Origin of the sequence: Aerosakkonema sp. BLCC-F183, assembly GCF_041929145.1 — a bacterium.
In the GTDB taxonomy this organism is placed as follows: Bacteria; Cyanobacteriota; Cyanobacteriia; order Cyanobacteriales; family Aerosakkonemataceae; genus Aerosakkonema.
In genome coordinates this window covers 30,559-55,392 of the sequence record NZ_JBHFNU010000044.1, presented here as the reverse complement: position 1 = coordinate 55,392, position 24,834 = coordinate 30,559, and the positions used below count along the sequence as shown (strand labels likewise).

22 protein-coding genes and 1 CRISPR repeat array are annotated in these 24,834 nt (G+C 43.5%); of the genes, 15 read left to right on the top strand and 7 right to left on the bottom strand.

Features of this window, described 5'->3' with window-relative positions:
- Window positions 1-182 precede the first annotated feature (182 nt).
- Window positions 183-545, bottom strand: coding sequence for a VOC family protein (locus ACE1CD_RS11720; RefSeq protein WP_374795986.1), 363 nt, complete (start codon window positions 543-545; stop codon window positions 183-185).
- Between the two features lie 257 nt (window positions 546-802).
- Between ACE1CD_RS11720 and ACE1CD_RS11715 the strand changes: the two genes are divergently transcribed.
- The 3 genes from ACE1CD_RS11715 (at window position 803) to ACE1CD_RS11705 (ending at window position 2,698) form a co-directional block, all read left to right on the top strand.
- A complete protein-coding gene (locus ACE1CD_RS11715) occupies window positions 803-1,369 on the top strand; it encodes a hypothetical protein (protein ID WP_374824134.1) in 567 nt (188 codons plus the stop codon).
- Window positions 1,370-1,583: 214 nt separating this feature from the next.
- Window positions 1,584-1,832 (top strand): hypothetical protein, encoded by a 249-nt coding sequence (locus ACE1CD_RS11710; protein ID WP_374795984.1) that lies wholly within the window; start codon window positions 1,584-1,586, stop codon window positions 1,830-1,832.
- A gap of 110 nt (window positions 1,833-1,942) precedes the next feature.
- On the top strand, window positions 1,943-2,698 hold the full coding sequence (locus ACE1CD_RS11705; RefSeq protein ID WP_374795983.1) for a tetratricopeptide repeat protein: 756 nt from the start codon (window positions 1,943-1,945) through the stop codon (window positions 2,696-2,698).
- A gap of 261 nt (window positions 2,699-2,959) precedes the next feature.
- Here ACE1CD_RS11705 and ACE1CD_RS11700 read toward each other — a convergent pair whose 3' ends face one another.
- From ACE1CD_RS11700 to ACE1CD_RS11690, 3 genes are all read right to left on the bottom strand, one after another.
- The gene (locus ACE1CD_RS11700) at window positions 2,960-3,643 is read right to left on the bottom strand and encodes a Uma2 family endonuclease (RefSeq protein WP_374824132.1); all 684 of its coding nucleotides are present in this window, start codon (window positions 3,641-3,643) and stop codon (window positions 2,960-2,962) included.
- 163 nt (window positions 3,644-3,806) lie between these two features.
- Window positions 3,807-4,034 carry a hypothetical protein gene (locus tag ACE1CD_RS11695; RefSeq protein WP_374795981.1) on the bottom strand — a complete coding sequence of 76 codons (228 nt, stop codon included), beginning with the start codon at window positions 4,032-4,034 and terminating at the stop codon, window positions 3,807-3,809.
- Window positions 4,035-4,102: 68 nt separating this feature from the next.
- Window positions 4,103-5,041: a hypothetical protein gene (locus tag ACE1CD_RS11690; RefSeq protein ID WP_374824129.1), complete on the bottom strand. Its 939-nt coding sequence runs from the start codon at window positions 5,039-5,041 to the stop codon at window positions 4,103-4,105.
- Between the two features lie 237 nt (window positions 5,042-5,278).
- Here ACE1CD_RS11690 and fabG point away from each other — a divergent pair, with 237 nt between their 5' ends.
- The 7 genes from fabG (at window position 5,279) to ACE1CD_RS11655 (ending at window position 13,992) form a co-directional block, all read left to right on the top strand.
- Entirely contained in the window at window positions 5,279-6,103 is an 825-nt protein-coding gene (gene fabG / locus ACE1CD_RS11685; RefSeq protein ID WP_374795979.1) for a 3-oxoacyl-ACP reductase FabG, read from the top strand.
- A gap of 283 nt (window positions 6,104-6,386) precedes the next feature.
- On the top strand, window positions 6,387-7,001 hold the full coding sequence (locus ACE1CD_RS11680; protein ID WP_374795978.1) for a hypothetical protein: 615 nt from the start codon (window positions 6,387-6,389) through the stop codon (window positions 6,999-7,001).
- A gap of 115 nt (window positions 7,002-7,116) precedes the next feature.
- Window positions 7,117-9,912, top strand: coding sequence for an OmpA family protein (locus tag ACE1CD_RS11675; RefSeq protein WP_374824126.1), 2,796 nt, complete (start codon window positions 7,117-7,119; stop codon window positions 9,910-9,912).
- A gap of 2 nt (window positions 9,913-9,914) precedes the next feature.
- Window positions 9,915-10,445, top strand: a complete 531-nt coding sequence (locus ACE1CD_RS11670) for a Rab family GTPase (RefSeq protein WP_374795976.1) — start codon at window positions 9,915-9,917, stop codon at window positions 10,443-10,445.
- Between the two features lie 37 nt (window positions 10,446-10,482).
- Entirely contained in the window at window positions 10,483-10,689 is a 207-nt protein-coding gene (locus ACE1CD_RS11665) for a hypothetical protein (protein WP_374795975.1), read from the top strand.
- A 17-nt stretch (window positions 10,690-10,706) separates the two neighbouring features.
- The gene (locus ACE1CD_RS11660) at window positions 10,707-11,492 is read left to right on the top strand and encodes a PAS domain S-box protein (protein WP_374824123.1); all 786 of its coding nucleotides are present in this window, start codon (window positions 10,707-10,709) and stop codon (window positions 11,490-11,492) included.
- A 118-nt stretch (window positions 11,493-11,610) separates the two neighbouring features.
- Window positions 11,611-13,992, top strand: coding sequence for an adenylate/guanylate cyclase domain-containing protein (locus ACE1CD_RS11655; RefSeq protein ID WP_374824120.1), 2,382 nt, complete (start codon window positions 11,611-11,613; stop codon window positions 13,990-13,992).
- 107 nt (window positions 13,993-14,099) lie between these two features.
- Here the strand turns inward: ACE1CD_RS11655 and ACE1CD_RS11650 are convergent, their stop codons facing one another.
- Window positions 14,100-15,602 carry a phenylacetate--CoA ligase family protein gene (locus tag ACE1CD_RS11650; RefSeq protein WP_374824117.1) on the bottom strand — a complete coding sequence of 501 codons (1,503 nt, stop codon included), beginning with the start codon at window positions 15,600-15,602 and terminating at the stop codon, window positions 14,100-14,102.
- An 85-nt stretch (window positions 15,603-15,687) separates the two neighbouring features.
- Window positions 15,688-16,641: direct repeats of the CRISPR family, unit length 37 nt; unit sequence GTTTCAGTCCCCTTGCGGGGATTAAGGATTTGGAAAC.
- Window positions 16,642-17,073: 432 nt separating this feature from the next.
- On the bottom strand, window positions 17,074-19,800 hold the full coding sequence (locus ACE1CD_RS11645) for an MBL fold metallo-hydrolase (RefSeq protein ID WP_374824114.1): 2,727 nt from the start codon (window positions 19,798-19,800) through the stop codon (window positions 17,074-17,076).
- Window positions 19,801-20,063: 263 nt separating this feature from the next.
- On the opposite strand from ACE1CD_RS11645, the gene ACE1CD_RS11640 reads away from it, so the two are divergent.
- The 5 genes from ACE1CD_RS11640 (at window position 20,064) to ACE1CD_RS11620 (ending at window position 23,088) form a co-directional block, all read left to right on the top strand.
- Entirely contained in the window at window positions 20,064-20,477 is a 414-nt protein-coding gene (locus ACE1CD_RS11640; protein WP_374795970.1) for an element excision factor XisH family protein, read from the top strand.
- Window positions 20,465-20,800, top strand: coding sequence for a XisI protein (locus ACE1CD_RS11635; RefSeq protein ID WP_374795969.1), 336 nt, complete (start codon window positions 20,465-20,467; stop codon window positions 20,798-20,800). Before ACE1CD_RS11640 ends, ACE1CD_RS11635 begins: the two co-directional genes overlap by 13 nt.
- 37 nt (window positions 20,801-20,837) lie before the next feature.
- The gene (locus ACE1CD_RS11630; protein ID WP_374824111.1) at window positions 20,838-22,331 is read left to right on the top strand and encodes a CIA30 family protein; all 1,494 of its coding nucleotides are present in this window, start codon (window positions 20,838-20,840) and stop codon (window positions 22,329-22,331) included.
- A 281-nt stretch (window positions 22,332-22,612) separates the two neighbouring features.
- Window positions 22,613-22,843 (top strand): type II toxin-antitoxin system HicB family antitoxin, encoded by a 231-nt coding sequence (locus ACE1CD_RS11625; protein ID WP_374795967.1) that lies wholly within the window; start codon window positions 22,613-22,615, stop codon window positions 22,841-22,843.
- Window positions 22,840-23,088, top strand: coding sequence for a type II toxin-antitoxin system HicA family toxin (locus tag ACE1CD_RS11620; RefSeq protein WP_374824108.1), 249 nt, complete (start codon window positions 22,840-22,842; stop codon window positions 23,086-23,088). The genes ACE1CD_RS11625 and ACE1CD_RS11620 overlap by 4 nt, the downstream gene beginning before the upstream one ends.
- Before the next feature lie 85 nt (window positions 23,089-23,173).
- Here ACE1CD_RS11620 and ACE1CD_RS11615 read toward each other — a convergent pair whose 3' ends face one another.
- Window positions 23,174-24,793 (bottom strand): methyl-accepting chemotaxis protein, encoded by a 1,620-nt coding sequence (locus ACE1CD_RS11615; RefSeq protein WP_374795965.1) that lies wholly within the window; start codon window positions 24,791-24,793, stop codon window positions 23,174-23,176.
- Window positions 24,794-24,834 lie beyond the last annotated feature (41 nt).

Genomic DNA, 24,834 nt, shown 5'->3' with positions numbered 1-24,834 from the left:
GGTTTCTTTCACTTAAAGTAAGAAAATATTGAAATGGGCAACCAAAGAAACCCGGTTTCTCATTCCCCACGCGAATAATCCCAGAAACCGGGTTTCTTTCACTTAAAGTAAGAAAATATTGAAATGGGCAATCAAAGAAACCCGGTTTCTCATTCCCCCGAATACTGAATAGCACCAACACCCTACATTTCGCTCATTTCGATAATGTTACCATCAGGGTCTTCTGTAAATAAAGCAGCGCGACCCGATGCACTCATTTGAATTGTACATCCGCGATTTAGCAATTGCGCTTTGGCTTCGTCTAAGTTAGCAACAGAAAAAGCTAAATGGCGATTGCGTCCCAACTTTTCCGAATTGACTAAATCCGATGGGATGGAATCGGCAACAATGAGGTGAATTTGGAAGTTGCCGATTTGATACCACGCACCGGGAAACTTGAGATTGCGGTCTACTTTTGGTAATCCCAAAATATTGCCATAAAAATCTTCGGCTTTGGCCAAATCGGAAACCAGAATAGCGGCGTGAAGACATTGAGTGATTTGCATAGTTGGGTTGACGATATAGCTAAAAATTTGGAAACGCTACCAGGAACCTTTTGATGTTTTCCACCTCAACGGACACGCTTCGATTCCGACGGCAGCACCTTTCACACCTTATTTTATTACCGAAACCGAAACGGGGGAAGCTTACCACGATCCAGTAGATATACGTGAGTAAGATCGCTGTTGACAAACCGGATTTAGAGAGCTAGCCTGAATACTAAGTATATATGCTTAGCCTATCTAGACCACCGTAAAACTAAATGAAATACAAGTTGACAGGTTCTTGGAAGCATTTTTTGCTTTCTAGCGTAGCCGCTATAGGAACATTAACCATCCTTGGCTCAATTGGAATCAAGTCTATTAGCGTAGTTCAACCTGCTGTAGCACAGACAATGGCATCTCTGGCTCGCCATTTCAGACAGACGGGTGTCAAAATGTATGGTGCTTCCTGGTGTCCTTTCACTCAAAGGCAAAAAGCGATACTTGGAGAGGCGTTAAGAAATATTCAATACATAGAATGCTACCCGGCAGGTAGAGGGGGTGCGCTTAACTCGCAATGCCTTGGACGAGGTATTCAAGGTTATCCTACCTGGGAAATTGCTGGTCGCCGCTACAGAGGTTTGTTGTCTTTGCAGCAAGTGGCTGAACTGTCTGGGTATGGTAGAGTGGCAAATACAAACAACGCAGCTCAAATCTGTGATGACAGAGCTGATGAGATCTTTTATAGAAGACACCCGGAAATGGTTGGGCAAAGAATTGATAAAAATCAAGTCGGTTTAGCGCGAGAATGGTTAGCCATTAGAAGAGGTCTAAGAGGATGTCGATAAGCGAATCCTTTCATTTTTTGAGAACACGAGGGTCATGGGGTCGCATTACGACAATACCAATTAACTAACCTATCCCGCAGCAATTTTTAGACCCCGCTACCCAGCAAGTGCGAGTGGCGACACCAGAAGAATTTGTGGGAAGGCCGCGGACATTGCAACGCTGTTTGAAGCAATTAAAGTAGCGATTGCTGCTGTTTGTGGGAATATTTCTAATTTGGATAGTCACGTTGAACGCACTGGAATTTTGGGTTTGTTGGAAATTAGCAATCCGCAAGCTGAACTTCACTATCGCGTTCCTCGGATATTGGCATCTTTGCTAGAATTTCCGGCTGATGCAGAAAGTATTTATCGCACGGCTGGACAATTTCTCTATCGCCTTTGGTGGAAGAGTCGGAAACTTCTACAGAAGAACAACGTTTGGAAATTCATCGGTTGGCGTTGCTGGGTAAAGAAGCAGAAATAGCGGTAGAAATGGCAACTGTTTTGACAAATAAATGGCAAAATACAAGCCGATTTCGGGAAGCAGTGCAGTTATGCAAATCTAGCTTATAACTGAATCAAGATTATCGCATTTTGCATCAACTCGCACGTTCTGAAAAAGTACAAGGAGAAGTTGAATTAGCACAGCAACACTATCAACAAGCACTCTCACTTTGTCCGCCAGAAGACGAAAAAGAAAAAGCGGCAATTATTCATAATTTGGCTATCATCCACGCTAACACGGGAGAAATCGAAAAGGCGATCGCTTTTTATCAGCAATCTTTGGAACTAACCGAACGCATTGGTGACGTACAAGGAAAAGCCGCTACTTTGCACTGTTTGGCTATCATCTACGCTAACACGGGAGATATCGAAAAGGCGATCGCTTTTTATCAGCAATCTTTGGAACTACAGGAACGCATTGGTAACGTACAAGGAAAAGCCGCTACTTTGCACAGTTTGGCTAATATCTACGCTAACACGGGAGAGATCGAAAAGGCGATCGCATATTATCACCAATCTTTGGAACTAACCGAACGCATTGGTGATGTGAAAACAAAAGCCGCTACTTTGCACCAATTGGCTACTATCTACGCTAACACGGGAGAGATGGAAAAAGCGATCGCATATTATCACCAATCTTTGCAACTAAGCGAACGCATTGGTTCCGTAGAAGGAAAAGCCGCTACTTTGGCGATGATGGCGCAATTGTTAGCAGTAGCAGGAAAGTTTGACACGGCGCTAAAATGTTTACAGCAATCTCTGGAAATCTTGCAGCGAATTAAATCACCCGATGCTGAAACGGTTAAGGAAATTATTGCTAACGTGCAAAAAATGGCTGCTAGTTAAAAAACTGTCAATTCAGAAAATCCTAGCCAATTGAGGGTTAAAAACGGATATTTTTCTGTGGAAATGTTTCGCCGTTACCTAGTTTGGGGATGCGTTTTGTTGGTGTTGGCGATGGCGGTTTGGGTGTTTTTCAAACAGGAAAAGCGGGAGGAAAAGCACGATAGGAGTTATAACATGCTGCAAAGAAACCCGGTTTCTTAGAGAAACCGGGTTTCTGGAACACAGCACTTTAGCGCTAAAGCGCAACTACGTACCTAAATTTCAATTTAAAGAATTTGGATCTATCCCTAATTCCCGCAATTTTTCCGCCAATCTTTCGGCTTTTTGTTCCGCTTGCAAAATCCGTTCTTCAGGTGTGAATAATCTTTGCCCTTTATCATCATACCAATAAAGCCATTCTCGCGTTATTCCCTGATAAGTTCCCCTTTCTCTCCCAATTCCCAACCCAATTTCAGGTAGCCAAACAGGATTCTCTTGCGGTAACAAAACATATTCGCCATCCACCAAACGATATACTTCTAAAGGTGCTTTGCGGCGGCGCTGAGGATTATATACCACATAAAACAATACATCCAATTCGGCATAAAGTTTCTTCTTTTTGGTATATTCTCCCCGCCGTGTCTGGGAAACAACTTCTAACACCATAATAGGAGGAGTATGATTTTCTTCCCAAAACACATAACTAAGGCGCAAATTTTCATCAAAAACTCTTTCTACTCCTAAACTAAGAAATCCATCTGGAACTACAGCAGGTTCTTCGGGGTCGTAATATACTCCCATATCAACACCAAAAAACCAATCCATACGGTTCGCCCAAACTAAGGCTAAGATTGCTTCTAGCAAACCGGGAATTAAATGTTGTAATTGATTATCCACTGGTGTATCGTCAGAGTCGGGTAGTTCCTCGGAAGAGGGTAAGTAATGTCTTGGGTTGTACTTTAACATGATGGAGTCTGGGTGACACGCATAATTTAATTGTAAGCTGGTTTCTGATAAAATTACTTAATTTGGGTGTTTTTCAAACAGGAAAAGCGGAAGGAAAAGCACAACTCGTATAATAACAGGTATGTAGTTGCGCTTCAGCGCTAAAGCGCAACTACGTACCTAATTAACTACCAAACCTAGCTAACAATTCTTCGCGAGATGATTGCAGCAATAATGGAACAGATTCCTCTGACGGTAATTCTACCAAAGGCTCAACAATTTTTGATAGTTCTTCATCCAAATCACCAAATTGCACACGGAAGAAAGCTTCTATAAAAGTGCGTATTGCCTTTCTTGCACCTTCATGCAAAGCCTCTTCCTGCCATTGTAAAAGTAGTGGTGATAATTCCATAATTAACTCCTAATGTTCTCTTTATTACGTAGTTGCGCTTCAGCGCTAAAGCGCAACAACATACCTAATTAACTACCAAACCTAGCTAACAATTCCTCGCGAGATAATTGCAGCAATAACGCCGTAAACTCTTCTGGGGGTAATTCCAACAAAGGCTCAATAATTCTCGATAATTCTTCATCCAAAACACCAAAACGCAAGCGCAACAAATTCTGTACGATGGTGCGGTGTCCCCTCCTTACTCCTAGTTCTTCACCTTCCTGCAAGCCTTGTTGTAAACCTTGCTGCAAACCCCGTTGTACAGCCTGTTCTTCCCATTGTAAAAGTAATGGTGATAATTCCATAACTAACTCCTGGTCTTCTCGATCTACATTTTGACTCGCTTGGATGGTTGCTTGCAAATTCGCTAATAACAAAAGAGCGTTGGAACGTAATGGATGATTGGGTGGAAGTGCGCCTATTTCATTAATAGCTTGTTTTTGCACATTTCCTTTCCCCAACATTCTCAGCCATAGCGTTTCTGGGGTGCGCGGTAACTGGTGAATTACCACAATTCCGGTTTTGAGAATTTCTCCCAGAAAATACACTCCAGGTAGCCAGTTTTTTTGATCCAGTTCGGCTTTACATCCATTTAAAATATTTGCCGAAACAGTAGGTGAAAGTATCCACAACCAAGGTAAATCAGCTTCTTCCAGGCGGCTGTTTTCCCGTTGACGCTGACGTTGTAAATTAGCGTGGATATCATATAGTTTACCCATACAACTCCGAATTTGGTTGGGGTTGACGGCGTTGCGGAAAGGCTCAAAGATACATGGGGTACTGGCGAGTTGTCCCAACAATCCCAGCACTCCTGCGTCTCCCCTCTGTTCGGATGGGTAAGGTGTGAACCACACATCTATTTCGCGGATTTCGCCTGGGACATCTACGCTGGTTTCTATCTCACCGAGAGGGGTTAACAATTCTTTGAGATAATCTTTGGCAAATTGGTCGTAAATCAGTCTCGTCATTTATATTGATGTTAGCAAGTATTAGCAAAATATGCTGGCACTATTGAATATATAATACAATAAAATGAAGCTATTTTTAATATAAAAATATTGTTTTTCAGGTTGGTTGCGTGAGGGGAGGACGAAGCATTCGGGAAGAAGATTTGTTGGTTTTGAGGAAGGGATTGTCGCCCGAATGCTTCGCCCCTACAAAGATAGGTTAGATTGCGATTTTTGGGTAAATTATAATTATTGGAAGTGGTAAATCAATCACCAAAATCATCAAACTTTTCCCACTCCCCCACTCCCCCACTCCCCCACTCCCCTTCCATAGAGGGTACGATCGCGCTATCTTTTGTTGTGTGTGCAGATGAGGGAACAGGGATGCAAGGTAAGCAAGTTCTACTGACTGGCGGTACTGGGGGACTGGGTTTGGGTGTGACGCCTGCGGTTTTGGCCCACGGTGTCGCGGGAGTGACGATTCCCTATCGCAACGGACAGGAAATCGATCGCCTGAAGGGAATTCTCTCGCCGGAGGATTTTGGCAGGATTCAATTTATCCCCGCTAACCTTACGGATGAAGGTTCGGTGGAAAATGTTATCAATCGCATGGAACGGGTGGATGTGCTGATTCATCTGGTGGGTGGTTTTGCGATGGGAAAAACCCACGAATACAGCTTTTGGGATTGGAAACGGGATTTCGATTTAAATCTGAATACGACTTTTTTAGTGTGCAAACATAGCCTGAGACGGATGCGGGAAAATGGCTACGGGCGTATCGTGACGGTGGGATCGCGAGGTGCTGTGCAACCTGCGGGACAATTTGCGGCTTACTGTGCGTCGAAGGCTGGGGTGGTGGCGCTGACTCAGGCTCTAGCAGATGAAACTAAAGGCACGAACATCACTGCCAACGTTGTTCTACCCAGCGTAATCGATACTCCGGCCAATCGGCAAGCGATGGGTGAGGAAAATGCCGATAAGTGGGTGAAAGCGGAATCTATCGCCAAAGTTATCTGTTTTTTGGCTTCGGAAGCTGCCCAAGATGTGCGCGGTGCGGCGATTCCCGTCTATGGAAGCATCTGAGAGGCGAGAAAAGTCACTCATTCAAAAGGCGTTGGGGGTAGCGGCATATAATCACAAATTGTATATAAAGTCAAGGTATAGAAAAGTTGTATCCAAGCAAACAAAACGGACTTTAGATAAGAAAGCAAGCTTAATTGTGGATTGTCGGTATGAACAAAAGCCGGGATACAATGTAAGATTAAAAGGAACTTAGTCCGAAATCGCCTTTGGACGATCCAGTCACCTTGGCTAGAAAGGTAAACATTTTATTCAACAATTGTTCCCGATAAACAAAGGGGTTGGCATGGCAGAAATCACAAAAGAGGAAATGCGCGAACGACTGGGCAATATTGACCAGATTCGCGATATTATTTTTGGCCCTCAACTGCGAGAATATAACAATCGCTTTGACAAGATAGAGTCGGATATATCGTTGGTACAGCAGGAGATGCGCGATCGCATCGATCAAGTAAGGACTGTGTTATCTACAGAACTACGGGCAGCAGTTGATGGGCTGGAGAAGAAAGTCAAGTCTCTTAATTTAACATCGCAGGAAGAAATTAACGACTTGCGGCAACAGTTAGATCGCGTCAACAAAAAGTTCTCCAACTCGATTGAGGCGCTAGATCAAACTGTTGATAACCAAACATCTTCACTGCGGGAGGAATTGTCGCAAGCAAGAAGCAAACTTCAGGAAGATGTTCGGAGTTTGAGAGCGCAGGTTTTTGATGAATTGGAACGGCGCATCTCGGTGATGAGAGATGTAAAAGTTTCCAGAGATGATATGGCAGAAATTCTGTTTGAGCTTGGCATGAGGCTGAAAGGAAACGAGTTTGTTCCCCAGCTCAAGGAAGTTGCCGACACTGAGAATCTGTATAACGATGTTCGTTTGCTAGGACAAAGTAAAAACTGGGAATAGATTAAATAACCGAGCTGAAGCCTTGCTATAAAATTGCACAATTTTATTTGGCATCGCTCGGTTTTCAACTCACTGCTGTAGCAAAGTTGAACACTAAGAGCGGGGATACCTACCTATGCCTTTGTCAAAAGAAAATTCAACTGAGGTAGAGAGTCGGGAAAATGTTATTTCCGAGCCAACCGAGTCAAGTTATCAAAAAATAGATCGGATTGAGGGCTTGCTAGATCTGTTAATTGACCTCAAAATCCTTGATAGGAAAGAAAAACAGACGAGCGAATCGCTTGCTCCAATGAACGAAGATTCCAGGAGCAGTGAGGAAGCGATCGATTACGAGATTATAGATGGATATGGGTATATTAATGTAAATGCTTCATCCGTAATTGAGCCAGAAGAATATCTGGCAGAACAGCAATTGCCTTTACAAGCACAAGTAGAAGAGGCAAACAGCGACGATTTGCTATCTGAGCTTAGTTCAGATATCGCATCAGATAATATTATCGCCGAATTGGAGCCAGATGCAAACCTGGCAGAACAAACTTTTAATATAGAGGAGAAATTAGAAGAATCTAGGGGCGAAGAGTTATCATTGTTGCCCGATTCATCCGATTTATCCGATTCAAATAGCGAGATTACCGCCAAGCAGGAACCAGAGGAAAAGGAGAAGAAAGTACAAGAAATCGCTCGGCAAGAAAAGGAAATCCCAAAAAATCCGAACAAACGAATTTCATCATCTGAGTCTGAGTCAGAAAATATAGAGGATAAATACGGTGCGTTTAAACAGCTGCAATTTATGCTGTTAGGGCCGGAAATGACTGAGATGCAGGCTGTAATAACAGGTTTTCAAAATAAAATTCAAGATATAGAAAATACAATTAGCGATCGCACAGAATTAATCGAACTGCTTTGGCCAATAATTTGCGAACTGCTGGAGCGAAAAATTGCGGATTCGGCGGAATCAAGAGAAGCGGTTGCCACGGCGCTAGCTCCCATCATTGATGAAGCGATTCTGGCGAAAACTAAAAATGACAAAGCAGCGATCGGTACAGCTATAGCCGCAGCACTTCCAGTGGCAATTGCCCAACAAATTCGCAACAAACCAACAGAAATAGGGTATGCGATCGCACCAGAAATTCCAGCCGCGATTAAGGAGCAAGTTAGAAAAAATCCACAGGCAATGGTGGATGCCCTTTATCCAATCATTGATGCAATTTTAGAAAGCAAGCGAGAAGAAGATAAAGAAGCACTCAGCGCTGCGATCGCACCATTGCTTCCACCTGCAATTTCCAAACAAATTCGCAATAATCCCCAGGAAATCGCCCAGGCGATCGCCCCAGAAATAGCATCAGCGATCAAAGAACAAGTTAGGCTGCAACAAGACTCGATCGCGGATGCGCTAGCACCGGAAATGGGCAAAGCGATCAAAACGCAGATTGAGATCGAGCGGGATACGATGGTGGATGCCCTTTATACGATCATTGGCAGCACAATTGCCAAATACATGGCAGACGTAGTTCGCAGTATCAACGAAAAAATCGAAAATGCCTTAAGCTTAGAGGGATTCAATCGCAAAATCCGTGCCAAAATGCAGGGAGTCTCGGAAGCGGAACTAATATTCAAAGAAGCGATACCTTTTGCTGTCCGCGCCGTTTTCTTAATTCACAAAGCATCCGGTTTGGTGATTGCAGAAGCGCAAATTTCTGGCGATGAAAAATTGGAATCGGAAATGGTGGCGGGTATGCTAACCGCGATCCGCAGCTTCGTGAATGACTGCATCGCTCGCACTGGTGATGTATCGGAAATTGATGCGATCGACTATGGCAATTCCAAGATAGTTTTAGAAGTGGCCGGCTATTGTTATTTAGCTGTAGTAACTCAAGGAGAAACTCCGCAATGGTACGTACATAGGATGCAAGAAGGGCTCCTTGCCATCGTAGAAAGCTATGGCGATATTATCAAAAACTACGAAGGAGACCCCAGCATTATTCCCGAACGAGTCAACTATATTATAGAAGGATTAGTAAACAGCGAGGAAAAACCTTCAAAAGGCAAAAAATCTATACCCATTGGCTTGTTAGCCCTCGCTTTGGTTGGAGCGGGTTTAATTTTTGTACCTTGGGGATATTATCAATACCGTAACGCTAGCGATCGCCGCATCGAGAAAAACACCGCCCTAGCATTAGCATCAACCCCAGAGTTAGCCATTTATCAACTTTCCATTGATGTAGATAACGGCAAACTGCGACTAGAAGGAAAATTGCCTTCTGAATATCTCCGCAACAAAGCCGAACAAATTGCCAAAAAAGTTGCACCTAATCTGTCGTTAGAAAATAAAATTATCGCAGTCGAAGTACCTGCCGATCCAGTTTTAACAGCAGCGGAAGTAAAACGAGTCACATTAACTTTGAATCAGATGAACGGCGTTACCATTTCATCTGGTTATGAAGCAGGGAAAGTCACGGTACAGGGAACTGTAGCCGAGGTGGAAGATGCCAAAAAAATTACCCAGGCTTTTCAGAAAATACCGGGGGTTAATACTGTCACCAATACTGTGCAACTACAGCAATTATCCCTACCGATACGTATTTATTTTGATTTGGGTGACGCTGAGTTAAAAGCAGAAAACAAAAACAAAGTCCTTCAAGTTAAAGCATTTCTGAATCGGTATCAACAAATAAACCTGATAATAGTAGGTCATAGCGATACGATCGGCACCGCAACAGAAAATCAGCGTTTGGCACTATTGCGTGCGGAAACGGTGCGACAAGCCCTAGTGGCAGAAGGCATCCCACCCAAACGCTTGCAAGCGGTAGGTACACCAAATCCTCCGTTAGGGCTAGATTCTCGTCAACCGCTATGGTTAAGTAGATGTGTACAATTTCAGCCGGTGACTCCGGGCTTCAAACATAAATAATCATGTCCACGATTTCCAAAAAGATTTGCCTTGTGGGTGACTTTGGTGTAGGCAAAACCAGCCTGATTCGCCGCTTTGTGGAGCGTCAGTTCAGCGATCAGTATCTTTCCACTGTGGGAGTCAAGATTTCCCGGAAGACTGTAGAGTTGGAAGGAGTTAAGGAGCAGGAAAAGCTAAATTTGCAGATGATGATCTGGGATTTAGAGGGGCATACTAAATTTAAGGCGATCGCGCCATCCTACCTCCAGGGGGCCAGCGGTGCCATCATCGTCGCAGATGTCACCCGTCAGGAAACCTTAGAGCGCATGATAGAGCATATGAATTTGTTTTTTTCCATCAACCCCAAAGGATTTATCATTGCCGCCTTGAATAAATCAGATATGTTCGAGGAAGAAAAAATCGAGAAACTGCTCGACAACTACCAATTTGAGGAGCCGCGAGTATTGGCAACTCATTCAACTTCTGCTAAAACAGGCAAAGACGTTGACCTGATTTTTCACAAGTTAGCTTACAAAATGGTGGAACCCACCTAAAACCTGTACTTTCAATCAATCCTCAAGCCCACGCCATATGAAATATTGGCTACTGGATAAAATTTTCAACAAATGCTCAAGACTCTGCCAAATTCAATATTTGGCAGTCGAGAAAAGCTTCCTGATTTTAAACAAATCTCAAGCAGTAGAGCGGTTTGGTGTTCCTCCCGCTCTGATGGTAATTGGAAACGATCTCCGGGAGAGATTTCCCGAATTATTAGGATATGAAGATACCTTAAGCTAAAAAAGTATCAAACCAGAATGAACCCTCTTTTAAACAAACTTTTAGAACTCATATCGCCACCCCGCCGTATGGAATATATGGCAGTGGATAAGGATTTCCTCATTACAGAAGCATCTTGGGATGTACAAAGGTTTGCCGATTGTCCCGATGAGATAATCAAAGGAAAAGATATTCGTCTGGGCTTTCCTGAATTTATCGGTGTTGAAGATACTCTAATTGCCATACTTAGAGGAGAGCAAAATAGTTTTGAGATCAGAGGGATCGCTCGCTGTCTAGAACAGGAAAATCCTCTTTACATTGATGTTTTTGTTGTAGCCGATCGAGATGAAAAAACTTTACAAAGTCGTTTGATTATCGTTTTGGAGGATGTCACAGAAAAAATGGTGTTGCAGCAAAGTTTAACCCAAAGAGCTAATGAAACAAGCCTTTTAGCTAGTGCTTTGACAGAATACAAAAAATATATAGATAAAATTTTCGCGGCGCTAGCGGAAGTTTTATTAGTTACGAATAATTATGGATATATAAAAAAAGTAAATCAGGCAGCGGAAAATTTATTCGGATATAGGGAATGGGAATTAATCAATCAGCCAATCTCACTAATTATTCTTGACGAAAAGTTTTTACGGATATCGAAGCAGCAACATTATTTATACCCAAAGGATGTGTTGAAAAATATGGAGGTTGTTTGTAAAACAAAAACAGGACAATTGATTTACTTAGAGTTTTCTTGCTCAATTGTTGAAACGGACATTGAGGAATTCCAAGATTTTATCTATGTAGGAAGGAATAAGGATAAGTCTTGAGTTAGCAGTTACGCAAACTTAAATGTGACCGCTCCAACATAAATTTATGTTAATTATATACAAATTAGCATAAAATGGCTTAGCTTTAAATAAAGAACATCCCCAGGGTAAAAGCGTTATGAAATATTGGGTAATCGACAAAATATTCAACAAACCTTCAGAAAACCGCCACGTAGAATATCTGGCAATGGATCGAGAGTTCAAGATTCTGGATATTTCCGAGGGAGTGCAAAGGTTTGCCGATTCTCCCCAAGAAGTAGCAATAGCGAAAGATGTCCGGGAAGGCTTTCCTGAATTAATAGGAGTTGAAGATATTTTAATCGCCGTTATAGAAGGCCAGCAGGATTCTTTTGAATATAAAGGAATTGCCAGATTTTCCAATCGAACATCTCCTTTATATATCGATCTTTATGCTATCGGTGACGAAGATGAAAAATCGCTGCAAAAACGATTATTAATCTTTTTTGAAGATGTAACACAAAAGATGGTTTTAGAACAGAATCTAGTCCAAACAGTAAATGAATTGCATCTTTTGTCTAGTGCATTGACTGCTTCTAAAAATTATATCGATAAAATCCTTAAAGGAATGGCAGATGCTTTGTTTGTGACCAATAGTTCGGGAATTATCAAAACGGCCAATAAAGCTGCTCAAGATTTGTTTGAGTACAGTGAATCCGAATTAATCAACCAGAAGATCTCAAAATTTATTATAGAAGATAATATTATTTGGGAAACAATTCAACCTTATTCGTTACCGCCTGGAGAATTTTTGCAAGATCTGAAAATACTATGTCAGACCAAAACGGAAAAAAAGATAGTCGTTTCTTTTTCTTGCTCCACTGTTGAAACCGAAATAGAGGGGGTAAAAGATTTAATCTATATAGGTAGAGATATAACAGAGCGCCAGCGGATTGAAAAGCGTCAGCTGACACAATACGCGACGACTCGCGTCCTCTCAGATTCTGGTACTGTGGAACAGGCGCTACCGAAATTCTTACAGGCAGTCTGTGAAAGCTTGGGATGGACAGTCGGTGAATTTTGGATGCCAGAGGAAGACAAGAAGAGGAGAGTGGGAGAGGCGGAATTTTCTCACCAATCTGGCGTTCCCTATTTGCGGTGTACGGAAATTTGGTCTGGGTCATCGTCTGACATTTCAAAATTGATTAATATAACCAAGCAGACTACTTTTGCTCCTAGTGTTGGTTTGCCCGGTCGCATTTGGGCTACACTTTCGCCGCAGTGGATTGCCGATACCGTTGATGATGCTGACTGTCCGCTGAATCAACTAGCATCGCAAACAGGATTGCACGCAGCTTTCGGATTTCCGATCAAAAGCGACTGGGAAGTTTTGGGGGTGATGGTTTTCTTTAATCGCGAGAAAGAAGAGGTTGATGAAGACCTGCTTCAGACAATGGTTGCTATTGGCAGTCAATTGGGTCAGTTTATCAAGCGCAAACGTGCAGAAACAGCGCTAGCTGAGAGCGAAGAAAGATATCGAGATTTGTTTGAAAATGCCAGTGATTTAATTCAGTCTGTTGCTGCTGACGGTAATTTTATTTATGTCAATCGCGCTTGGCGAGAAACTTTAGGCTATACCGCAGCAGAAATTGCTAATCTGATGATATTTGATGTCATTCATCCCGATGCTTTAACGCATTTTCAGGCACTTTTACAGAGGGTAATGTCGGGCGAAAAGGTCGAGCAGGTTAAAGCTGAATTCCTTACTAAAGCTGGCCGAAAGATTTCGGTCGAAGGAAGCATAAACTGTAAATTTGTAGATGGTATTCCGGTTGCTACTCGCGCTATCTTTCGCGACATTACCGAGCGCTTGCAGGCAGAAGCAGAATTGCGATATCAACAAGAACAAACAGAACGTTTATTGCTTAATATTTTGCCGCAGCCGATCGCAGAGCGTTTGAAACAAGAGCAAAGCACTATTGCGGAAAACTTTGGCGATGTTACAGTTATGTTTGCCGACATTGTTGGGTTTACAGAACTTTCGTCTCTAATATCGCCCACAGAATTGGTTGAGATGCTGAATATAATTTTCTCGAAGTTTGACCAACTAGCAGAAAAACATAATTTGGAGAAAATCAAGACAATAGGAGATGCTTATATGGTGGTGGGAGGTTTGCCAGTTCCTCGCAGCGATCATGCGATCGCGATCGCAGAAATGGCACTCGATATGCAGGCTGCCCTGATCCAATTTTCAGCGTCAACGGGAAAACTCTTTCAGATGCGAATAGGCATAAATACTGGCTCCGTTGTAGCGGGCGTGATCGGCACGAAAAAGTTTATTTACGATTTGTGGGGCGATACCGTAAATATTGCCAGCAGGATGGAGTCTCACAGTTTACCGGGACAAATTCAGGTAACTGAGGCGACTTATGAATATTTGTGCGATCGCTATTTACTGGAAAAGCGGAGTGAAATTTTAGTCAAAGGCAAGGGGAAAATGACTACTTATTTCCTTGTGGGCAGAAAAGATATTAGTCATTAGTCATTAATCAGTTGTCAGTTGTCAGTTGTCATTAGTCAGTTGTCAGTTGTCAGTTGTCAGTTGTCATTAGTTATTTTTTTGACTTTTGACTGAGTGACTTTTGACTTTTACTTTCGGGTGTATCGATGTTTGACTCCTATGGGGAAATATTCCGCATCGCCGGTGGGGAATAGTGCAACTTGCGGCATTTGATATTCTGGGGGAACGTAGTTAGCAAATTCGCTGTTGAGTCGTCGCAACTGAGCGAGAATAGAAGATGCGATCGCTTCTTTTTTCTCCTCGCTAACTTCTACCCCCGGCGCTAATTCCACCACGACAGAAAGAAACCTATTTTTATCGGTATCTTCTTTAACTTGCAGCACAAATTTACCAGTCACCCACTCTTTAATCACAGGTTGTTCTAACCCGACTGTCACATTTTCTGGATAGATATTCGCGCCAAAATAAGAAACAGTAAAGTTAGAACGTCCGAACACATAGACGAAAGGCAAGTTATAAATACCTCTTACCTTTGTAGATAATTCTGCCACAGGATCGAAACCCCATTCTCCGAGAAACTTCAGCATTTCATCGTAACTAATTAACCCGCCATTATCCAAAATGTTGTAGCGCACCAAAGGAATGCCATTATCGCCAGAAAATAACAAAGTTCCATCTAAAACTTCAAACAAACGACTGCAAGGATCGTACTGCACTAAAGTCGGTAGGCGCGACTCTCCAAACAGCGCTTTTGCTGCATCTGGATGATTTGCTAAAAAACGACGAATGCAAATACTCAACGGCGTTTCGTTGGCTAAAACACCCGCATCGGCAGTGCCGTAAAGTGCAGATGAATCATAACAAAAATTGGTCGAACCGACTCTTTCCCCAACTAAACTGCGCCATTCTTCGCTAAACACTTCTCCGGCAAAAACCATTTTGATATGATATTTTTGCCACTCCACCCCACGGGCGATCCCGCTATCAATGACATCTTTAATAAATGGGGGATATCCTAACAAAACAACTTGGTCGAATCCTGTACCGAGTTCCTGCACTACTCGGAAAATTTCTTCTTTGTTATTACCCGGTGCAATCACGGTGATGGGATAACCTTTGCTGGCGAGATAGCGGCAACAATTCATTGTAAAAATGCCGCCTACCCAAGTTCCCAAGGTAAAGCAAATTACAGCTAAAGTGCGGCGAGTATCTGCTTGAAAGCTATCATAAAATATTTGCTCAAAACGAGTGGCAATATGCAGTTCATCGGTGAAGAAACGCGGCCAGAATGTAGGTTTTCCTGTTGACCCGGAAGAAACTGCGATCGTATCGCAACTTTCTAATTCCCCGTTGCGACATAATTGGGACAAAGAGTGAAGTTTGAGGTAGTTTTCTTTAGTGACAGGCGGTAATTTTTGGAAGTCTGCGTAAGTTTGAACGGACGCGGGATCGATGTGATGTTCTGCCAAAAATGTGCGGTAGGCGGGAACTGCGTTGGCAACCGATCGAAACAATGCTAATGCAGCAGACTCGGCGCTAGTATTGGCGTGTCGTTGAAGTAGCGTTTCCATTGGCGTTGTCAGGAATTCTGCAAACGCTTTCAGAGCTTTTTCCCGTTGTTTTTCTCGCATTGCGGATAGTCGATCGCATCAACTCAAATTGTATTGCATGGGGGATGGGAGATGGGGAATGGGGCATTGAGGAGGATCGGGGAGGGTTTCAGCCCCCTTGCGGGGATTAAGGATTTGGAAACCTTAAAATAAATTGTGCTGCTGCTGGTTCAACTATTGCTTTGTTTCAGTCCCCTTGCGGGGATTAAGGATTTGGAAACCATTTTCGGAAATTATTTTTCCAAGAAGCTCTTCTGCTTGGTTTCAGTCCCCTTGCGGGGATTAAGGATTTGGAAACCTGCGCCTAGCGATCGTCTTGCTATCAGTTTCTAAAAGTTTCAGTCCCCTTGCGGGGATTAAGGATTTGGAAACCACAGCATAAACTTCACATTCCACCCGAAAGATCCGAATCGTTTCAGTCCCCTTGCGGGGATTAAGGATTTGGAAACAACCGCCCTGTAAAGAGGCCCTGTAAAGAGAGCCCTATATTTGTGATGAATTTGTTTCAGTCCCCTTGCGGGGATTAAGGATTTGGAAACTCTACAAAGGAATAATGCCGTAGCTGCCCAAGATAGATGTTTCAGTCCCCTTGCGGGGATTAAGGATTTGGAAACCGAAAGGATGTTCGTGCAATCAATCGCCAATGGAAAGTTTCAGTCCCCTTGCGGGGATTAAGGATTTGGAAACGAACAATTAAGCTGGTGAGGCCGGACTTGAGATTGGTTTCAGTCCCCTTGCGGGGATTAAGGATTTGGAAACGTGGACGGCGCTGACGGTGGAGACTTCGTAGTTGCTGTTTCAGTCCCCTTGCGGGGATTAAGGATTTGGAAACCTTAACGCGCATCCAATCAAAGAAGATGAATTTCGACATGTTTCAGTCCCCTTGCGGGGATTAAGGATTTGGAAACCAGGACTCCTCTTGCTTGATGGGAGGAATTCAGCCCGGAGGTTTCAGTCCCCTTGCGGGGATTAAGGATTTGGAAACTTACGCGATGCCAATATTCCGTACCGCAAACCTTATAGGTTTCAGTCCCCTTGCGGGGATTAAGGATTTGGAAACTGCCCAGACTGAAACGTTGACTGGGCAAGCGTTCGGGAACATGAATTCGTCAGTCCGATCGAAAAGTCTATTTCAGCCTTCAAGCGATCGCTTACTTTGACCAATTTTCCCGAAACTGAAACGTTGAAAGTATTGATTTGTCAAGGTTCTGGCTTTTTTCGTGAAACCCCTGGGGTTTTTGCTCCCGCTTCGATTCACGAAAAATTGATTGATAAAGCAATCATAGGATAATTTTCTCATCTTGACAAGGGTTCTGGAAGAAACACGGTTGGATCTGTCGGGTTTCTGGTGAAAAAAGTTCTTTTTGTTACAAATAAAGGTGATGGTGGGTTACGGCACGGGATTTTAACTATTGGTGGAAAACCCTGAATTTATCGCCCGTGCCTAACCCACCCTACTATGAAATAAGTTTTGACGATCGTCACATTGAATTTAATCGTCATCGGGCATTATGTAGAAATCCTCTACTTCTTCATTTTCCTCTTCATCAACATCATCATCTTCAATTTCAACTTTCACTTTGCCATTTTTCCCGTTGATATCCCGACGCATAAATTCGGGGCATTTGCCGTTGGGGTCTACTTGAAAACCAAACAGCGGACTTTCCTCGCCCTGACATTTTCCCGATGTGAAAAACTGACACACCGCACAGCAATCTTCTCCGGATGCGATCGCTTTTTCAACGGCGATATGTTGTTGGGAAAGGGGACTGAGTTTGAGATTAAAACCATCCCACCTAGCTTTAAGTACGCCGGTGCCAGCTAACATCTGCCAACGCGGATCTGATTCTACCACAGCTTCCGGGATTCTGATCCAAGCGCCTTCGACTTCCGCTTCTACAGTTACCTCAAATTCAGCTGGTAAATCCATCTGAACAATTTTGGCGCGGGACATTTGTTCTGGCACTTGTCCGTATTCGATCGCTTCACCCAAATTGGGAATATGAACGTAGTGTTTCTGTTGTAATTCTCCCGCTTTCGCCAGTTGGTGCAAAGCTTCCAGAGAACCGTGAATTAAAATTAAGTGCTTGGGATTCACCTTCGCAATTACTTGCGTCAGACCGACTTTATCCGCGTGAGCGCTTAAATTAAAACGTCTGATTTGGGCGCGAACAGTTAGCTGTTTGCCCTCCAATTCCACAGTATCTCCCGTTTTTAAACCCTGAAGCAAACGTCCGGGACTTTCTTCATCGGTATAACCGCTAATAAAAATAGCGGCGTTTTCTCTTTCCAACAAAGTACAAGCATAATAAATGGAAGGCCCACCAGTAAGCATTCCCGAACTGGCAATAATTACACTCGGTTTTGCCATTGCCAGAGGTCGTTCTTTAGGAGAAGCGATCGGTATAATGGGCGGAGAAGAATTGGGATCGAAGAAAGGTTCTTGTTTCTGCTGGGCAAAATTTCGCACCGACTGGGGTAGCAAAGGCAAATTGTCGCGGAAAACATCGGTGATCGCACGCACCAAACCATCAACAAAAATGGGAATTTTCAGTTTGTGAAATAGAGCGTTCGTGCGAATAGCTAAGATAATTTCTTGCGCTCTTCCCAATGCAAAAGCGGGGATGAGAACGTTACCGCCTTTGGTGACAACTTCTGCGATCGCTTCCAACAATGCCGTTTCTTGGGATTTACGATTCGGATGGGTATCCGCACCGTAAGTTGACTCGGTAATCAGCATATCTGCGGTGGGAAGATCCGCCAACTTCAACCCTTCTGTAGTGCGCGTCGAAGTAGTATTGTAATCTCCAGTATAAAGCAGAGAGCGATCGCCATAGCGAAGATAAATGCAGGCAGCACCGACAATATGACCGGCGTTGATAAACCTCACCTTCAATCCCGGTAAAGGTTCAAAATCAGTCGCGATCGGTTGCGTTTCCAAGCAAAACAAAGTGCGCTCTAAATCCCCCTCATCAAAAAGTTCCGGCGAATCTTCACTCAATTGCTGAACTTTCAAACAATCTTGCAACATCACATGAGCAATTTCTCTCGTTCCGGGAGTGCAAATCATCCGCGTCGCCGGAAAGCGATTGTGAAATACGGGTACAGCGCCGATATGATCTTGGTGAGCGTGAGAAATCAGCAACAAATCGGGATTTTTCAAAGCATCTAATGCCGGTAGCGGATCGTATCCCTTCGGTCTGGTGCCGCAATCGAGTACAATTTCATAAGGGCCGATCGATATCTGGAAACAGGAAGCACCAATTCCCTTGGCAGCACCCAAAGGAATCACTATTAATCTATCAGTTAAATTGTCAGTTATCGGTTGTTCGCTGTCGGTTGTTTCTCCATCCGAGTCATCGATTTCTGCTGCTAAAAATCTACTGGGATGAACTGAAGAAGTAACCGGATATTGATAAACTCTGATTCTTTTACCTCTTACATACACCCGCGCACGTCGTCCGCTCGCTGGCGAAACAGCTTCCCATTCCCAACCGTTGCGGCGTCTGACTGCTGGCGCGAGTTCCCAGGAGTTTTCTTCAGTTTCCGCCGCCAGTGCAGCTAAGGCAGTATCGTTTGGGGGAGTGGGTTCGGGTAATTCGGAAATGGGGGAGTTTTGTCGAGGTGCAATCACTGCGACATTTAAGGAATTTTCCTGTGCTTCTGTTACCGAATTACCCTGATTTTCTACCTGTGTATTTTCCTGTTCTTCGTCAACAAGTTGAGCTGCAAAGATGTGCAGTTCTCTGCCGATTCGATGTGCTTGAACTGCCAGCAATTGACCCACCTTGAGATTAAAAGTGCTGGCATTGATTAAGGTGAGCTTGAGGGTTTTTTGCTGTGTTTGTTTTACTTTAAACTGAACGGAGGGATTGCGCTTACCAACCTGTATTACCCGACCGATTAAGTTACAAATATCCTCGCTATCTGGCGATGTGGAGATGGATTCGCAACTGACCGAGCTCACCAGCGAGATTTCTCCGGTAGAATCGGTGCTGGGAATGACGCGCCACCGACAAACTTCTCCTTCTGTCCAGTTCGTTTGTTTTTGTGCGATGCGAAAAGCAGTGCCATCGACGCAAACGAGGTGCGGTACGCCTTCGATCGCACTAATTTGTCCTGTGATGGTGAACTGGAATGTTGTCTCGCTATCAGCGGATTCCAGTGACATAGTGGCGTTGATGTTGTCCGCCGTAGACATCGCGGTGGAATTGGTCATAGTCGTTTGCAAAGATATTGCGCGATCGGCATTTCCACGAATTTAGCACTCCCAGGGCAAAGTTGTGGTGGTAAGATCTTTCGGAGTGATGATGCAAATCTTCGTGCTAGAATCACGATTTTCCTGGGGTCGTGCCAATTTCAAAATTGAACAGGGCTGCAAACACCCATAAAATCAGCTAAAATTAAACAAACCCAACCAACTAAAAGCTGCCCAATTTATTCAACCAGACTAAGAATAAAAATGCTTTTTTTCCATAGCTTATGGCGAAAGACATCTACCACGATACAGTCAAAGCTGCTCTCTTAAAGGATGGGTGGAGCGTAAATGACGAGTTTTTCAGGATCGCTATTGGCTCTCGTTCAGTTTACATCGATTTGGGTGCAGAAAAAATCATAACTGCTGAGAAGGAAGACCGTAAAATTGCTGTTGAAATCAAAAGTTTTCTAAGTCCATCACCAGTACAGGATTTGGAAAATGCTCTTGGACAGTATATTCTTTATCGAGATGGTTTGAAGCGTTCGCAACCTGAACGCATCCTTTATTTAGCCATTATAGAGCGAGTTTATCTTGACTTTTTTCAAGAGGAAATTGCCCAAATGGTAGTACAAAACAACCAAATTAAATTGATTACATTTGACTCGGAAAAAGAGGAGATTATCCAATGGATAGGGTAGAAGAGTATCGCCATATAATTGAACGCATTTTAGAAGCACATCATCGGATTCCTTACAGTCACGGGGAACTTGAAAGTAAATTCATTATCGATCGCGAAGGGAACAATTTTGTCATTATGGTGTCAGGTTGGGACGGTAAACGCAGAGTTCACGGTTGTGTCGTTCACGTTGAGATCGTTAACGGCAAAATTTGGATTCAAAGAGACGGAATTGAAAATGGCATCACCGATGAACTGGTTGCCGCAGGCGTTCCAAAAGATAAAATTGTTTTGGCTTTTCATGCTCCCAATGTCCGACAGTATACTGGATATGCGATAGCTTAAATTTACCGGTCTATCTATTTCCCGACGCCCTCAAAGTATGACAGAACAAAACAATCGATCGCAATGGGATTTGAGCAGATTTGTGGAAACCCTCACCTATTTCGAGGTTATCCCTTTGATCAACTGCATACAACGCTTGCTGCAAGGTCGCGCCAAGGATAATAATATCAGACCTGATGGAGATAAAAAAGTGGGAACGATATTGGTAGCGGGTGCAACTGGCGGTGTGGGTAAGCGTGTGGTGCGACGACTGATCGATCGCGGTTATCGAGTCCGCGCCTTAGTTCGAGATTCCCAAAGAGCAAAACAAATGCTTCCAGACAAAGTGGAATTGTGCGAGGGCGATATTACTATACCAGAAACTCTGACGCCTGCATTGATGAGCGAGGTGAGTGCGATCGTCTGCTGTACCGGAGTGCGCGTGCAACCGGTGGAAGGAGATACACCCGATCGCGCCAAATACTACCAAGGTATCAAATTTTATATGCCAGAAGTAGTAGACAGTCCGGAAATCGTGGACTATCAAGGCATCAAAAATTTGGTAGAAATAGCTGCCAAATATCTGCCTAAATCCGATGAAAAAATCATCTTCGATTTCGCCAACGCAAATGATGACTTAAAAAACATTTGGGGTGCTGTCGATGATGTTGTCATGGGTGGCGTCAGTCAAAGCGGTATCCAATTAGTAGATAACACCGCATTATTTGCCGGCAATGTATCGACTGCTAATTCTGGGGGTTTTGCTTCCGTCCGTACCCGCAATTTTGACATTCCCTTAGATTTATCTGGATACGAAGGTATCGAATTGCGCGTCAAAGGAGACGGAAAGCGATACAAATTCTTCATTCGCACAGAAACTCAATGGGATGGTGTCGCCTACAGCTATTCTTTCGACACGGTAGCAAACACCTGGATAACTGTGCGCGTACCTTTCGCCGATTTAATTCCGGTTTTTCGCGCCAAAACTTTGCCAAACTCCGAGAAAATCAATGCTAGCAAAGTGCGATCGTTCCAGTTGATGCTGAGCAAATTTGAATACGACGGAGCGCTCAACCCCAACTTTACACCGGGCGGCTTTGCCTTGCAAGTGGGATCGATCGCCGCTTATGGTAACTACCGTCCGCAATTCATCGCCATTAGTTCCGCTGGCGTCACCCGTCCCGGTCGTCCGGGATTAAACTTAGAAGCAGAACCGCCAGCAGTAAGATTGAATGACCAATTAGGGGGAATTCTGACTTGGAAATTGCGCGGCGAAGATGTTATCAGAGCGAGCGGTATTCCTTATACTATTATCAGACCTTGTGCGCTAACAGAAGAACCGGGTGGCAAAGCGTTAATTTTCGAGCAAGGTGACAACATTCGCGGCAAAGTCAGTCGGGAAGATATCGCCGAATTGTGCTTGCAGGCGCTAGCACAACCCAAAGCCTGCAATGTCACTTTTGAAGTCAAAGAAGCAGAAAATAACAACGGCAGTCAAAATTGGGAAACTCTTTTCAGCAGCTTGCAAGCTGCTGCTGTAGTTAAACGCTGATAATTTGGGGTGCGTTAATAATTGTAAATAGGTTGTAGGGTGCGTCAGATACCAGAATTTGGGAGAGCATCACTAATTTTATCGCTCTGACGCACCCTACTATTACTTATTGGCATTAATAGCAGTTGTTCCTTTAATCGGTAATCTGCGAACCATCATAAACAACTAACCATCAGAGCTTTCTACACTACCGGACACGATATAATATAATTCCAAAGCGCACTTACGATAAATTTAATAGTGTGCTACCATAAAAAAACTTGAATAACTCGTGAGTGCAAATGCGCGGGGAAAAATTTCTGTTACCAGTAGTGATTGAAAAGGACAGTGACGGCTATTTTGCCTATTGTCCCCCTTTGCAAGGTTGTTATACGCAGGGTGATTCTTACGAGGAAGTTCTCCACAATATTCAGGATGCAATTCGCCTGCATATTGAAGACCGTCTGGCAAATAACGAACCTATTCCAACTAGCGAAATGGTAAGTCTAACAACTTTGGAGGTGCAGGTTTGAGTCTGCCACTTCCGCGTGTCACCGCTACAGAAGTTATTCGCGTGTTAAATAAAATAGGCTTTGAGTTAAGTCGCCAAAGCGGTAGTCACAGAATCTACAAGAATGCAGATGGGATGCGAGTCACAGTTCCGTTTCATTCTGGCAAAATTCTGCATCCCAAAACACTGAAGAGTATACTTAATGATGCTGGACTGACCGTAGAAGAATTTGTGCAACTACTTAGGTTGATCGATCTAAGCTCTTAAAATACTCAATCTTAACCAAAAATTTAAAAAAGCCAGATTTAATGAAGTTCCCATCAAGCAAACTCAGTTTTTTGGCTAAGAAACATCAGTCCCCAGCCACTTTAAAACGAGAGATTTCCACGCGCAAACCTTTTGCTGCATTATCCAATTCCTCCATCGCACCGTTAATTCCGCGCAGCAAATCGACAATTTGCGACGAACCTTCACTCAATTGCACGGTCGAATTGCTGATTTGGTCAGCTTCTTGCGACTGAGTTTCGATCCGATTACTCACCTGTTGGAAGCTGGGGCTTAAGCTTTGTATCTCCTCAATAATCGACTCTAATTTAGGGCTGATATTATGGACAACTTCAACCATCTGTTTGACTTTTTGGGTGAACTTATCCATTTCCATCACCCCGATGGAAACCGCCCCTTGCATCTCTTTAATCGTATTCTCAATATCCAGAGTGGCGACTGCGGTTTGGTCGGCTAGGCGAGCGATTTCTTTGGCTACAACGGCAAATCCCTTGCCATAAATGCCAGCTTTTTCGGCTTCCATCGCCGCGTTTAGGGAAAGTAAGTTAGTTCGATCGGCTACCTTGGTGATGGTGGTAATAATATTATTAATATTATTGGCTTTTGCACCGATCGCACCTAGTTTTTCCGAAATAATATCGGTGTCATCTGCCAATTTTACCATGCTTGTTTCCATGTGCATCAAGTCTTTTTGGCTTTCAACCGCCGCCCTAGCCGTTGTTTGTGACTTGTTCTCCACTTGACTGATTATCTTCACCAGTTGAGAGGAACTGGCGGCAATCTGCTTGGCTGTTGCAGCCACCTGATTTGTAGTGGCAGCTTGTGCTGTTACCGTTGCCCCTAATTCCTTGCTGGAGACAACAATAGAAGTAACAGAAGAGGTGACTTGAATTCCAGATTGCTGTACCTGACGGATTAAGGAATTGAGCTTTTCAGTCATAATCCCGAAGGCTTTCAGCAGTTGACCTATCTCGGTTCTATCTTCTGCTGCGTCCAGATTCTGAGTGAGATCTCCTTGTGCAATTTTTTCGGTAGCGCCGATGGCGATCGGCAACTGTTGTTTCAATGGCAAAGTAATCGCCCCAGCCGTAATGATAGTACCTATAATGGATAACAAAATACTCACCAAAAGAGTTAATAACAGGATTTGTTGGGCTTGTTCGAGCGCTTGGTTTTTTTGGTTGAGTAAATAATCCGACCTGTTGAGGAATTCATTTCGCGCTTCGTCATAGTTCGCGAAGCGTATCGACTTCAGCATCTGAGCGCCGTCAGCTACTTTTTTTTCATCAAACAACCGAAAAACTTCTAAAGATTTTTGATGGTGATTTTCTGCTTCGGAGATTAACACAGAAATAGCTTTTTTTTGGAGAGGATCTGTGACAATTTTTATCAAATCTTCACTTCTGTCTCGAAAATCTTTATATCCAGAATTGTAGCTTTCTTTATAAGAATCTCGCGTCTCGCTGTCATCAAAAAAAACAGCGTAACCGCGAACATTCCGCGCCATCCTTGCCACTCCATAAGTTAATTCCTCCTCCAGTCGAATCCTTCTGTACTCCTGCTGAATAGCCCTCTGTGTCTCGGCAAATCTTTGAGTAGTTAAATATACAATGAAGCCAACACCAATCATGAAGATCAGGGGTGTCGAATATCCAAGTAGAATGCGGTTGGAAATTTTATTCAACATGGTGGTGGGTTGAGAATATACGCTAAAGGAGTTGCCGATGC

Excerpts from the sequence above, each read along its gene's own strand:
- ACE1CD_RS11695 (WP_374795981.1), bottom strand. The coding sequence starts at position 4,034 with ATGGAATTATCACCACTACTTTTACAATGGCAGGAAGAGGCTTTGCAT.
- ACE1CD_RS11715 (WP_374824134.1), top strand. The coding sequence starts at position 803 with ATGAAATACAAGTTGACAGGTTCTTGGAAGCATTTTTTGCTTTCTAGC.
- ACE1CD_RS11645 (WP_374824114.1), bottom strand. The coding sequence starts at position 19,800 with ATGACCAATTCCACCGCGATGTCTACGGCGGACAACATCAACGCCACT.
- ACE1CD_RS11615 (WP_374795965.1), bottom strand. The coding sequence starts at position 24,793 with ATGTTGAATAAAATTTCCAACCGCATTCTACTTGGATATTCGACACCC.
- ACE1CD_RS11635 (WP_374795969.1), top strand. The coding sequence starts at position 20,465 with ATGGATAGGGTAGAAGAGTATCGCCATATAATTGAACGCATTTTAGAA.
- ACE1CD_RS11650 (WP_374824117.1), bottom strand. The coding sequence starts at position 15,602 with ATGCGAGAAAAACAACGGGAAAAAGCTCTGAAAGCGTTTGCAGAATTC.
- ACE1CD_RS11655 (WP_374824120.1), top strand. The coding sequence starts at position 11,611 with ATGAAATATTGGGTAATCGACAAAATATTCAACAAACCTTCAGAAAAC.
- ACE1CD_RS11680 (WP_374795978.1), top strand. The coding sequence starts at position 6,387 with ATGGCAGAAATCACAAAAGAGGAAATGCGCGAACGACTGGGCAATATT.
- ACE1CD_RS11700 (WP_374824132.1), bottom strand. The coding sequence starts at position 3,643 with ATGTTAAAGTACAACCCAAGACATTACTTACCCTCTTCCGAGGAACTA.
- ACE1CD_RS11675 (WP_374824126.1), top strand. The coding sequence starts at position 7,117 with ATGCCTTTGTCAAAAGAAAATTCAACTGAGGTAGAGAGTCGGGAAAAT.
- ACE1CD_RS11625 (WP_374795967.1), top strand. The coding sequence starts at position 22,613 with ATGCGCGGGGAAAAATTTCTGTTACCAGTAGTGATTGAAAAGGACAGT.
- ACE1CD_RS11630 (WP_374824111.1), top strand. The coding sequence starts at position 20,838 with ATGACAGAACAAAACAATCGATCGCAATGGGATTTGAGCAGATTTGTG.
- ACE1CD_RS11640 (WP_374795970.1), top strand. The coding sequence starts at position 20,064 with ATGGCGAAAGACATCTACCACGATACAGTCAAAGCTGCTCTCTTAAAG.
- ACE1CD_RS11665 (WP_374795975.1), top strand. The coding sequence starts at position 10,483 with ATGAAATATTGGCTACTGGATAAAATTTTCAACAAATGCTCAAGACTC.
- ACE1CD_RS11690 (WP_374824129.1), bottom strand. The coding sequence starts at position 5,041 with ATGACGAGACTGATTTACGACCAATTTGCCAAAGATTATCTCAAAGAA.
- ACE1CD_RS11720 (WP_374795986.1), bottom strand. The coding sequence starts at position 545 with ATGCAAATCACTCAATGTCTTCACGCCGCTATTCTGGTTTCCGATTTG.
- ACE1CD_RS11670 (WP_374795976.1), top strand. The coding sequence starts at position 9,915 with ATGTCCACGATTTCCAAAAAGATTTGCCTTGTGGGTGACTTTGGTGTA.
- ACE1CD_RS11660 (WP_374824123.1), top strand. The coding sequence starts at position 10,707 with ATGAACCCTCTTTTAAACAAACTTTTAGAACTCATATCGCCACCCCGC.